Raw genomic sequence first — 12025 nt, forward strand, 5'->3', positions numbered from 1 at the left:
TTGGCACCTGGCCCAAGCCGTGCTGGGCATTGTCCGCAAGGGCCATACCTTTTTGTAATACCGCTATGCTTGGCGCCCTTCAAGCCCCCCTTGAAAACCCCCTTTCGAGACAACGCAACGTGGGTTTCCCCATCCACCTACCCTGTATGACTTTTGACAACATTGCTGCCCAGGCACAAGACGATGTGCGCCGCGCCTTGGCCGAAGACGTAGGCAGCGGCGACCTGACCGCTGCCCTGGTGCCCGCCAACCAACGCATCCGCGCCCACATTCTGGCGCGCGAAGCGGCGGTGATTTGTGGCGCGCCCTGGGCCGAAGCCGCGCTGCGGGCGCTGGACCCCCAGGTGCAATTGACCTGGCATGTGGCCGAGGGCCAGCGCTGCGCCCCCGACCAGGTGGTGCTGGAGATGGTGGGCGATGCCCGCGCCCTGCTCACGGCCGAGCGCACAGCGCTGAACTTTTTGCAACTGCTCTCGGGCGTGGCCAGCAAAACGGCCCACTATGTCGATGCCGTACAAGGCACCAAGGCGGCGATTGTGGATACGCGCAAAACCCTGCCCGGCCTGCGCATCGCGCAAAAGTACGCCGTCAAAATCGGCGGTGGGGTAAACCACCGCATCGGCCTGTACGACGCGGTGCTGATCAAAGAAAACCACATTGCCGCCGCCGGTGGCATTGCCCCGGTGCTGCGCGAAGCGGAAAAAGTCGCCGGCCAGGCCCGTTTTATTGAAATTGAAGTCGAAACCCTGGCCCAGCTGCACGAGGCGCTGGAGGCGGGGGCCAAGATGGTGCTGCTGGACAATATGCCCCTGGCCGACTTGCGCCAGGCCGTCGCCATCAACGCCGGGCGGGCGATTTTGGAAATCTCCGGCGGTGTCACGTTTGAAAGCTTGCGCGCCTTGGCTGAGACCGGGGTCGATCGCATCTCCATTGGCGTTTTGACCAAGGATGTCAAAGCCACCGACTTTTCCATGCGCATGCAGGAGCTGTAATGACCAAAGCTGTGAATGTTATTGACGTTGAATACGAGCAACCCGAGCAAGAAGGCGCTGTTTGCGCCACCAAATACGCCTGGGCGCGCGTGCCGCCTGAGCCCAGCCAGGCCGAGCGCGGGACGCTGAAAGACAAAATCCGCCGCCTGCTGAAAGAGAAAAACGCCGTCATGGTGTCGCACTACTACGTGCATCCCGATTTGCAGGACTTGGCCGAAGAAACCGGCGGCATCGTCAGCGACAGCCTAGAGATGGCCCGCTTTGGGCGCGACCACGCGGCGCAAACCTTGGTGGTCAGCGGCGTGCGCTTCATGGGCGAGACGGCCAAAATCCTCTCGCCCGAAAAAACCGTGCTCATGCCCGACCTGGATGCCACCTGCTCGCTCGATTTGGGTTGCCCGGTGGATGAATTCAGTGCTTTTTGCGACCAGCACCCCGATCGCACCGTGGTGGTGTACGCCAACACCAGCGCCGCCGTCAAAGCGCGGGCCGATTGGCTGGTCACCTCCAGCTGCGCCCTGGAGATCGTCAGCGCCCTCAAAGACAAGGGCCACAAAATCCTTTGGGCCCCCGATCGCCATCTGGGTGGCTACATCCAGCAGCAAACCGGCGCGGACATGCTGTTTTGGAACGGGGCCTGCATCGTCCACGATGAATTCAAGGCGCTGGAGCTGGAGCTGCTGAAAAAAGAGCACCCGCAGGCCAAAATCCTTGTCCACCCGGAAAGCCCGGCCGAAGTCGTCGCCCTGGCCGATGCCGTGGGCTCGACCAGCGCCATCTTGAAAGCCGCGCAAACCCTGGATGCCAGCGAATTTATCGTTGCCACCGACAAGGGCATGATGCACAAGCTGCGCCAGCTCAACCCCAGCAAAACCTTCTACGAAGCGCCCACTGCCGGCAACAGCGCCACCTGCAAAAGCTGCGCCCACTGCCCCTGGATGGCCATGAACGGCCTGGCGGGCGTGGCCCATGTGCTGGAGACAGGGGCCAATGCCGTCCACGTTGATCCGGCCCTGATCCCCCGTGCCCGCCTGCCCATTGACCGCATGCTGGCCTTTACCGCCGGGCTGAAAAACGGCCAATCCCCTGGGGCCTTGGTGCCGCATTTTGGCGCGGCATGAGGCCACTTCAGGCACCATATAAGCGCGGTTAGCTATCAAAAATAACAAAAGGCAAGGTGGATACCTTGCCTTTTTTAATGGCTGCTGGCGCTCAATTCACAAGGTTTTTACTATGTTTTAGCGGCAAAAGCCTTGTTTTATAAGCGCAAGCAGCTCCTTTATTGTTCATGGGCTACCTGGTTGCGGCCCCGTGTCTTGGCCAGGTACAGCTGGGCATCAGCCTGCGCTTGCAGGGCCTGGGCGCTGCTGGTCTGCGGCCCCAGGGTGGCAACGCCGATGCTGGCCGTCACGTGCCCATAGAGGGATTGGGCGTGGGCCAGGCCCAGGGCAGCCACGGCAGCGCGAATGGCCTCGGCAATCTGCACGGCCTGGGCCAGCGGGGTATCGGGCAGCAGCAGAACAAACTCTTCCCCGCCGTAGCGGGCCGCCAGATCGCTGGCTCGGGTAGCGTGCTGCTGCAAGACCTGGGCCACCGCATACAGGTAGTCGTCCCCCGTGGCATGGCCGTAGTGGTCATTCACGGCTTTGAAAAAATCGAGGTCCAGCATCAGCAGGCTCAACGGGCTGCCGCTGCGCTGGCAGCGGGCGTACTCTTGCGCCAGCACCTGGTCGTACCGGCGGCGGTTGGCCAGATGGGTCAGGGCATCGGTTTGGCTGACGCGCTCCAGCTGCGCATTGGCGGCTTGCAAGGCGTGCTGTTGGGTGCGGATTTGTTGGTTGCTGCGCGCCAGTTGGCGGGTCAGGCGGCGGTAATAGTGCAGCGCCACCAAGGCCACCACGGCGAGCAAGGCCGCACCGATGCTGGCCGCCTGCCATGCGCTGCGTTGCTGGCGCTGGGCCAAATAGCGCTCAATGAGCTGGCGCTCGCCTTGCGTATGGGCTTGCAGCGAGGCGCTGGTGTCCAGTGCCTGCACATAGCGGCCCATCACCTGGGCCAGGGTGCGGTGCGCGTCACTTTGCCCCAGGTAAAAGCCATAGCTGCGCGGGTATTCTTTGAGCGCATGGATGATCTCCAGGTCAAACAGCTCGTAGTGGTAGCGCTGCTCCTGATAAAAATCGCGACTAAAGACGGCAATGTCAATCTGCCCATCGCGCAGGGCATCAAACAAACCACCCGCCGAAAACGACTCGCGAAAGCGCAGCAGCTGCGGGATGCTTTGCTGCAAGATCGGCTCCAGCGCCACACCAGCGACCACCCCCACCCGATAGCGGGCCAAGTCTGCGGTACTCGCGACCTCCTGCATTTGCCCTTTGCGGGCAATGGCCACGTAGTGGCTTTGGTACAGCGGCGCGGTGAAATGCCCGCGCTGGCTGCGCTCGGGCGTGGGACTGAGGGGCAAAAAAATATCGGCCTGCCCGTTTTGCACCAGGGCTATTTTTTCCAGCACTTTGAGATGCTGGGCGCTTTCGATATGAAAGCGCAGCCCCAATTGCGCACTGATAAAGCACAGGGCATCAATGCCCAAGCCGCTGTAGCGGTCATGGGCCTGGTCGTACAGGGCCAAAGGCGGGGTGCCCACGGCAACCACGCGCAGCGGCTGGGGCAGTTGCTGCAACGCGGCCTGCTCCTGCGCCGTGACGACCACGGGCTGGCGCAGCTGCACCCGCGCCGGCTGCGGGCACTCGGTGGCGGCGTGGGCACAGGCCCAGCACAGCCCCAGGGCTGGCAGCCAGCGACGCATAAGCAAAAAAATAAACAACCCCTGCGTATCAAAGCATTTGCGTGGGCACTTTGTGGCGCAGCTCGACCTGCTGGTTTTTTTCGTTCACAAACACCAGTTGGGGCTGGTGGCTGGCCACTTTTTCTTCGGCCACCTGGGCAAAGCTGGCAATGATGAGCAAATCGCCCGTGCAGGCACGGCGGGCGGCCGAGCCGTTCACCGAGATCATGCCGCTGCCGCGCTCGCCCTTGATGGCGTAGGTGACAAAGCGCTCGCCGTTATCAACGTTCCAGATGTGAATCTGTTCGTTTTCCATGATGTTGGCGGCATCCATCAGGTCTTCGTCAATGGCGCACGAGCCTTCGTAGTGCAGCTCGCAGTGCGTGGTTTTGACGCGGTGGATTTTCGATTTGAGCAGGGTGCGGTACATGGTGTCTCTCGTAAAAAACGCGAAGTCTATGCAGGTTTTCACGAATTTGTCACATACCGTCCGTGTAATAGCCGCAGCCTCCGGGCTATTGCATAGATAGCTATTTCATTAAACCAATACCGTAGTGAAGACTTTATGAAAACCACACTTTTTGCCCTTGCTGCACTCACCGCCACCGGCGGCGCTTTGGCCCAAAGCTCCAGCGTTACCCTTTTTGGGGTGGTGGATGCCTCTGTCGCCCATGTTTCTACCAAGGATGGCTCTGTCACCGGCCTGGCCAATGGTGGCAACGCCAGCAGCCGCCTCGGGTTTCGCGGTGTGGAAGACCTGGGCAACGGCCTGAAAGCCAGTTTCTGGCTGGAAGGGGGCATCAACGTGGACGATGGGGGCTCGGGCTTCAAGTTCGACCGCCGCTCCACCATCGGCCTGCTGGGCAACTTCGGCGAAGTGCGCCTGGGCCGCGACAAAACCCCCACTTACCAAAACCTGGAAACCTTCCACGCCTTTGGCGATTCGGGCATGGGCGCAATCAATGGGCACAACCTGATCAGCAGCTCCGCCGCCGGCACCATCGAAGGGAGCAACCCCAAGCGCTACTCCAACAGCATCAGCTACCTGCTGCCCAAAATGAACGGCTTCTACGGCCAGGCCAGCTATGCTTTTGGTGAAAAAGCCAAGGGCAATAGCAACAGCCTGTCCAGCAGCATGGGGGTGCGCCTGGGCTATGGCAACGGCCCGCTGAACGTGGCGCTGGGCTACGGCACCACCAAGGGCGGCACTGCGGCCGACACCATCAACTACAAAACTTTCAACCTGGGCGCGTCCTACAACTTTGGCATGCTCACGCCCATGGTGCTGATTGCCTCAGAGCGCGGCAACAACCAGCGCGTCGATTTGTACAGCGTGGGCGTGAAAGCGCCCGTCGGCCCGGGCGAAGTGCGGGCCGCCGTGTCTTGGTACAAAGACAAAAAGCGCAACGAGCGCGACTCGGTGCGCCTGGCCCTGGGCTATGGCTACAAACTGTCCAAACGCACCGAGCTGTACGCCACCGTGGCCCACATGAGCAACGACGACAACGCCACCCGCAAGCTGGGCACCTCGCTGGCGCACACCGTGGCAGCGGGCAAAAACGCCACCGGTTACGAGCTGGGCCTGCGCCACAACTTCTAACCCCCTCATTGCGGCGCTGGGTGCCGCAACGCTTTCATTCCTTTTGACAGAGGAGGCGGCTGCGAAATATTTTTCGCAGCCGTTTTTTGTTGTGGTGTTGCGGCTGTGCCTGCGCGTTCATGCAAAGGGAGTGAATCAGCGCTGGAGTACTGCCCTCGATCTGCCAAAGGATTGCTGGGTTTAGTAGTTGCCACCTTTCGGCCAAAAGCTGGCGTCCAGGGCATTATCGCGAACGACTGGTCGAGGCTGACTTCAGTCGTTCACCTCAGAAATGCAAATGACTGCTGATGTTCATAGCAGTCATTGGGCGGAGGCTTCTCAGTAGATTCTTCCTACCTAGTCTGGTCAAAGTGCAGTGAAGTAGTCCGCTCTAGGCTCGTAACTTAATGAAGTTTTACGTAGCTAGTGCTTTCACTTTTTGGATAAACGGCGAACTGTTCGACCAACTTGGCGCTTCTCGCATCTAGTCCTCGCACTTCAACCTTTGTTCCGCCGCGTCGTAGTTTGAACACTACCCGGTCAAGTGCCTCGACTGAGGTCAAATCCCAAAACTGAGTCTGGCTCACATCAATACAGATGCGCTCCACCTGTTCAAGGTAGTCAAACCTAGCAATGAAGCTTTCAGAAGAGGCAAAAAATACTTGCCCTGAAACAAAATAGGTGCGTTGTTTGCCGTCTGGGCTGAGACTAGAGGTGACGTCCAAAATACGTCGCACCTTGTGGGCAAAGAACACACCGGACAGAAGAACGCCAGTAAGCACTCCCTTGGCCAAGTCATGGGTTGCAACAGTCACAACGACGGTAGCGAGCATCACAACGCTGGATGTTTTGGGGTGGGCAACCAAGTCTTTGATGGAGCGCCAGTTGAAGGTGCCAATCGACACCATCACCATGACTGCAACCAAAGCGGCCATGGGGATCTGTTTGACCCAATCGCCAAGAAATACAACCAGTATCAGCAACACTACACCTGCGGTCAACGTAGACAAGCGCCCTCGTCCCCCAGACTTCACGTTAATGACCGACTGACCAATCATGGCGCAACCGGCCATACCGCCTACAAAACCTGTAGCAACGTTGGCGATACCTTGGCCGACGCATTCACGGTCTTTGTTGCTCGTAGTGTCTGTCATGTCATCGACGATGGTGGCCGTCATGAGCGATTCCAGCAGGCCCACGACACAAAGGGTGGCGGAATACGGCAGGATGATTTGCAGTGTCTCCCAAGTGAAAGGGACATTGGGAATGAAGAAGCTCGGCAGGCTATCAGGGAGTGCGCCCATGTCGCCAACCGTGCGAATGTCCAACCCAAGAACCACATAGGCGATGCTTAAAACGATGATGGCAACCAAAGGCGAAGGAACGGCTTTGGTGATGTACGGCAAGCCATAAATGATGGCAAGCCCTGCAGCAGTCATCGCATAGACATGCCAAGTGACATTCGTAAGCTCTGGCAGTTGAGCCATAAAAATCAATATAGCCAATGCATTCACAAAGCCCGTCACCACGGAACGAGAGACAAACTGCATGAGCTGGCCCAAGCGTAAGAAACCAGCCAGTATTTGGAGCACACCAGCAAGTATGGTGGCTGCCAGCAAATAGTCCAGTCCATGCTCTTTTACCAGCGTCACCATCACCAGCGCCATAGCACCAGTAGCGGCTGAAATCATGCCAGGTCGCCCGCCAACAAAAGCAATAAGCGTGGCAATCGCAAAGGAGGCATACAGCCCCACCTTGGGGTCAACACCAGCAATGATGGAAAAAGCAATGGCCTCAGGAATAAGTGCCAAAGCAACAACGACACCCGCCAGCAAATCGCCACGGACATTAGAGAACCACACGGTTCTGATTTTTTCGAGAGACATAAGCACAAGCGCCCTCCGCAAAGAGGGGTAGAACGCACCAAAACAACCTGCATGACGGGCAGGAGTAGGCGCAATGAAAAAGCGAGCAAGCCTATAGCTCTAGCTATAGGCAATACAAACAGGTGGGGGCAAGAAGTAAAGCGTTCTTGCTGCGCTGGTGCCCAGATTAGGGCGGAGTGACGGAGCGGAAGCGTCCGCGAGGCAGGGCTGCGCCCCGGTAATCAACCGGTTGTTGCGTGAAGTGAGCAAGAGCAGCCATTAAAAATAAGTGTAGCGAAGGAGGCAAAGCACTATTACACGGTTGGATTTGAAAGGCTGCAACGGGTCAATAACGGTCATAACTCCACTATCCGATTGCCCCATTGACCCACCCCCACTACTTCACCGGCGGCACCAAAATCGTCGAGGCCGCGGGGGCGGCCAAATCGGGCCAGTCGCGGCTGAAGTGCAGGCCGCGGCTTTCGTGGCGCATTTGGGCGCTGCGCACGATCAGCTCGGCCACTTGCACCAGGTTGCGCAGCTCCAGCAGGTCGCGCGTGACGTGGAAGTTGGCGTAGAACTCTTGGATCTCGCTTTGCAGCAGGGCGATGCGGTGGGCGGCCCGCTCCAGCCGTTTGTTGGTGCGCACTATGCCCACGTAGTCCCACATGAAGCGGCGCAGTTCGTCCCAGTTGTGCGAGATGACCACGGCCTCGTCGGCATCGGTGACGCGGCTGTCGTCCCACATGGGCAGCGCGGGGCGGTCGGCAAGGGGGGTGGCTTGAATGTGCTTGGCAGCGGCACGGGCAAACACCATGCATTCCAGCAGTGAGTTGCTGGCCAGGCGGTTGGCCCCGTGCAGGCCGGTGCAGGCGGTTTCGCCAATGGCGTACAGGTTGGCAATGTCGGTGCGCCCGCCCAGGTCGGTCAGCACGCCGCCGCAGGTGTAGTGGGCAGCGGGGACGACGGGGATGGGCTCTTGGGTGATGTCGATGCCCAGCTCGGCGCACCGCGCCAGGATGTTAGGGAAGTGCTCTTGCAAAAATTGCGGGCTTTGGTGCGAGATGTCCAGGTGCACGCAATCGAGGCCGTGCTTTTTCATCTCAAAGTCAATGGCGCGGGCCACGATGTCGCGCGGGGCCAGCTCTTCGCGCGCATCGTGCTGGGGCATGAAACGCGTGCCGTCGGGCAACTTGAGTTGTCCGCCCTCGCCGCGCACGGCTTCGCTGATTAAAAAAGATTTTTCATTGGGGTGGTACAGGCAGGTGGGGTGAAACTGGATGAACTCCAAGTTCGCCACCCGGCACCCGGCCCGCCACGCGGCGGCGATGCCATCGCCCGTGGCGGTGTCGGGGTTGGTGGTGTAGAGGTACACCTTGCCCGCTCCGCCGGTGGCCAAGATGGTGTGCGGGGCGCGGAAGGTGATGACTTCGTCGGTGGCCCCGTCCAGCGCATACAGGCCCAGGCAGCGCTGTGGGCCGGGCAAGCCCAGTTTGCGGCTGGTGATCAGATCGACCAGGGTGTGCTGCTCCAGCAGGGTGATGTTGGGCATTTGGCGCACATGGGCAATCAGCGTTTGCTGCACGGCCGCGCCGGTGGCATCGGTGGCATGCACGATGCGCCGGGCGCTGTGGCCGCCTTCGCGCGTCAGGTGCAAGCAGCCGTCTTCCTGAGAAAAAGGCACGCCTAATTGTTGCAGCCAGGCAATGGTGTCGGGGGCGTTCTCGACCACATAGCGGGTAGAGGCCAGGTCGCACAGGCCAGCGCCTGCGGTCAGGGTGTCTTGCACGTGGGCATCAAAGCTGTCGTCCTCGGCCAGTACGGCGGCAATGCCACCCTGGGCCCAGCCGCTGGAGCCGTCTTGCAACTGGCGCTTGGTAATCACTGCCACGCGGTGTGTGGGGGCCAGCTGCAGGGCGGCGGTCAAGCCGGCCAAACCGCTGCCGACAATCAGAACGTCAAAGTCTTGGGTGGTGGTGTGTGTCATGGCTACTTTCAGTGGCTCGCCATGACCCGCGTGGGTCTGGCGGGGGGTGTTAGTTTGCTTCGACCGTTTTAAGCGCCTGCACAGGCAGGGCCGAGGAATAGGTCAAACGCAGGTAAATGGGGGCAAAGGCTTCGGCCTGGGTAATTTCCAACAAACTTTCTTTGGCCAGCTCTAGCAGGGCGATAAAGGTGACGACCAGGACGGCGCTGCCTTGCTCTGGCGCAAAAACGGCTTCAAACGGGACAAAGCGCTGGCCTTGCAGTTGTTTGAGCACGCGGCTCATGTACTCGCGCACCGACAGCGCCTCGCGCGAGATGTGGTGGTGCTGCACCAGCTTGGCGCGGCGCACGATGTCGCGCCAGGCGGCTTGCAGCTCGGCAACGTCCACGTCAGGAAAGCGCTGCGGCAAGCTTTGCTCAATCAGCACCTGGGCCTGCACAAAATCGCGGCCATGGTGGGGCAAGGCGTTGATTTGCTGGGCGGCCAGTTTCATCTTTTCGTATTCGAGCAGGCGGCGCACCAGCTCGGCGCGGGGGTCGGCGGCTTCGTCCTCACCCTCTTTGGCCTTGGGCGGCAGCAGCATGCGCGATTTGATTTCAATCAGCATGGCGGCCATGAGCAGGTATTCGGCGGCCAGCTCCAGATTGCGGCTGCGGATTTCTTCCACATAGCCCAGGTACTGGTCGGTCACCTGCACCAGCGGAATGTCCAAGATGTTGAAGTTTTGCTTGCGGATCAAATACAGCAGCAAATCTAGCGGCCCCTCAAAGGCTTCCAAAAACACTTCCAGCGCATCGGGCGGGATGTACAGGTCGTGTGGAATCTTGAACAGCGGCTGCCCGTACAGACGCGCCAAAGCCACCTGGTCGGTCAGAGCAGGTGGCGCGGTGTCGGCTAAGGGAGCAATATCAGCCGCAAGCGGGCTGACGGCATCCATCACGGTCGGCAGAGGCGATGGGCAAAGGCGGCGGCAGCAAGGCCCGCTTTAGATGGGGGTGGTGCGCTTGCCCACCGGGGTGTAGGAGTAGTACACGTAGGCCTTTTGCGCCACTTTGCCGGCGCGGTAGTCTTGCCAAACGTCGGCATCCACCTCTTTGTCCCACAGCAGGCTGCGGCCTTGCTGTTGCTGGGCATCGAGCTGGGGCTTGTCTTTTTTCAGCTGTTCAATGAAGTTGGTCGCTTCCGACGTGTAGTGGGGGCGGGCAAAAATAGACATGGCGAGGGCTTTCGCGGCAGTTGGACAAAAGGGCCGATTCTAAGGCGCAATCTTGCATTGGACGGCCTGGGCCAGCGCCTGCAGCCCCAACGCGCCGCCCGCGCTCACCGATTGCGCCAGAACATGAATTTGAGCAGCTGGTAGGCCCGCTTGCCATACGGCGGCATGAGCAGGTCCACCGTGCGCCAGCGGCTTTGCTGGAAGACGGGGCGCAGCTTGGAAAACGTTAAAAAACCTTCATAGCCGTGGTAGTGGCCCATGCCGCTGTGGCCCACGCCACCAAACGGCAGATTGTGCAGGCCCGTGTGGATCAAGCTGTCGTTGATGCTGACACCGCCCGAGAGGGTGTGGTGCAGGTAAAAATCCTGCACCGCCTTGTCATGGCTGTAGATGTACAGCGCCAGCGGGTGCTGGCGGGCGTTGATGTACTGCACAACCTCCTCGTGGCTGCGGTAGGTCAGGATGGGCAGGATGGGGCCAAAAATTTCGCGCTGCAGCACCTGCATGGCGGGGGTGGCATTTAGCACCAGAACGGGCGGCAAGATGCGCCGTGCAGCATCGCCCGCTTGGCCCGGCAGCAGGGGGATCAGGGTTGCGCCCTGCGCTTGTGCGTCTTTCAGCATGGCCTGCAGCCGGTCGTACTGGCGCTGGTCGATGATGGCGGTGTAGTCGCCATTGAGCAGGTTGGGAAAACGCGCTGCAGCAATGCGCCGGGCGTGCTCGATAAAGGCTTGCTCGCGCCCCTCGGGCAGCAGCAGGTAGTCCACATTGGTGCAAATCTGCCCGGCATTGAGCAGCTTGGCCCACAGCAGGCGCTCGGCGGCTTGGTCCAGCGCAAAGTCCGGGGCCACGATGGCGGGGGACTTGCCCCCCAGCTCCAGCGTGACGGGGGTGAGGTGGATGGCGGCATTGGCCATCACGGCTTGGCCGGTCTGTGGCGAGCCGGTAAAAAACAAATGGTCGAAAGGCAGTTGCGTAAACAGCGGGCCCAGCGACTGCCCTGGCCCGGCATCGTCGTCGGCAAAAAAGCACAGCTTGTCCGCCGGGAAATACTGCGGGCTGATGCGCTGCAGCAGCCGCGCCAGATGGCCAGAGTTTTCTGACATTTTGACCATCGCCCGGTTGCCTGCGGCAAAGGCACCAATCAGCGGCTGAAAAGCCATCGCTACAGGAAAATTCCACGGTACCACGATGCCCACCACACCCAGCGGCTGGGCAAAGGTGTAAGCCCGCGCCAGCGGGTATTGCAGCATGTCCAAGCGGCGTTGTTGCGGGCGCATCCACCGCTTAAGGTGGCGCAGCGCAGCCAGCGTAGCCTCTTGGCCTTGCAGCAATTCTGTGAGCAGCGTCTCAAAGCGGCTGCGGCAACCATAGTCCTGCTGCACGGCATCGACGATGGCTGCGCGGTGCTCCACCAGCAAGCGGTGCAGCTGGCGCAGATCGGCTCGGCGCTCATCTACGCTGGGGTTGCGCTGCTGCTGAAAGGCCGAGCGTTGCAAGGCAAAGCTGTCGCGCAAAAGCGCAGGCAAATGCGCTGGTGCCGGGGATAAAAAAGGGAGCATGGCAGTGGCTTTCAGGCTGGGCAGGCTCTGTGCGCGCCAGTG

General features: G+C 60.3%; 10 protein-coding genes. 3 read left to right on the plus strand and 7 right to left on the minus strand.

Annotated elements, in window-relative coordinates; all coding sequences use genetic code 11:
• Positions 1-146 precede the first annotated feature (146 nt).
• Both nadC and nadA read left to right on the plus strand, forming a co-directional pair.
• Positions 147-992, plus strand: coding sequence for a carboxylating nicotinate-nucleotide diphosphorylase (nadC, locus tag J1777_RS05815; RefSeq protein ID WP_207574874.1), 846 nt, complete (start codon positions 147-149; stop codon positions 990-992).
• Positions 992-2113, plus strand: a complete 1122-nt coding sequence (nadA, locus tag J1777_RS05820; protein ID WP_207574875.1) for a quinolinate synthase NadA — start codon at positions 992-994, stop codon at positions 2111-2113. The genes nadC and nadA overlap by 1 nt, the downstream gene beginning before the upstream one ends.
• A 158-nt stretch (positions 2114-2271) precedes the next feature.
• Here nadA and J1777_RS05825 read toward each other — a convergent pair whose 3' ends face one another.
• Positions 2272-3795 (minus strand): GGDEF domain-containing protein, encoded by a 1524-nt coding sequence (locus J1777_RS05825; protein WP_207574876.1) that lies wholly within the window; start codon positions 3793-3795, stop codon positions 2272-2274.
• Between the two features lie 28 nt (positions 3796-3823).
• Positions 3824-4204: an aspartate 1-decarboxylase gene (gene panD / locus J1777_RS05830; protein ID WP_207574877.1), complete on the minus strand. Its 381-nt coding sequence runs from the start codon at positions 4202-4204 to the stop codon at positions 3824-3826.
• A 135-nt stretch (positions 4205-4339) separates the two neighbouring features.
• Here panD and J1777_RS05835 point away from each other — a divergent pair, with 135 nt between their 5' ends.
• Positions 4340-5374: a porin gene (locus J1777_RS05835; protein ID WP_207574878.1), complete on the plus strand. Its 1035-nt coding sequence runs from the start codon at positions 4340-4342 to the stop codon at positions 5372-5374.
• A gap of 383 nt (positions 5375-5757) precedes the next feature.
• On the opposite strand, the gene J1777_RS05840 is transcribed toward J1777_RS05835, so the two are convergent.
• The 5 genes from J1777_RS05840 to J1777_RS05860 all read right to left on the minus strand — a co-directional run bounded on the left by J1777_RS05840 (position 5758) and on the right by J1777_RS05860 (position 11983).
• Complete coding sequence (locus J1777_RS05840) at positions 5758-7239, minus strand: SulP family inorganic anion transporter (RefSeq protein WP_207574879.1); 1482 nt, start codon at positions 7237-7239, stop codon at positions 5758-5760.
• A 376-nt stretch (positions 7240-7615) separates the two neighbouring features.
• Positions 7616-9205 carry an L-aspartate oxidase gene (gene nadB, locus J1777_RS05845; protein ID WP_207574880.1) on the minus strand — a complete coding sequence of 530 codons (1590 nt, stop codon included), beginning with the start codon at positions 9203-9205 and terminating at the stop codon, positions 7616-7618.
• Between the two features lie 49 nt (positions 9206-9254).
• Complete coding sequence (locus tag J1777_RS05850) at positions 9255-10142, minus strand: segregation and condensation protein A (RefSeq protein ID WP_207574881.1); 888 nt, start codon at positions 10140-10142, stop codon at positions 9255-9257.
• Positions 10143-10190: 48 nt separating this feature from the next.
• A complete protein-coding gene (locus tag J1777_RS05855; protein WP_207574882.1) occupies positions 10191-10421 on the minus strand; it encodes a DUF3460 family protein in 231 nt (76 codons plus the stop codon).
• 104 nt (positions 10422-10525) lie between these two features.
• Complete coding sequence (locus J1777_RS05860) at positions 10526-11983, minus strand: coniferyl aldehyde dehydrogenase (protein WP_207574883.1); 1458 nt, start codon at positions 11981-11983, stop codon at positions 10526-10528.
• Positions 11984-12025: the final 42 nt, after the last annotated feature.

The organism is Comamonas denitrificans (genome assembly GCF_017368815.1).
GTDB classification, from domain to species: domain Bacteria; phylum Pseudomonadota; class Gammaproteobacteria; order Burkholderiales; family Burkholderiaceae_C; genus Comamonas; species Comamonas denitrificans.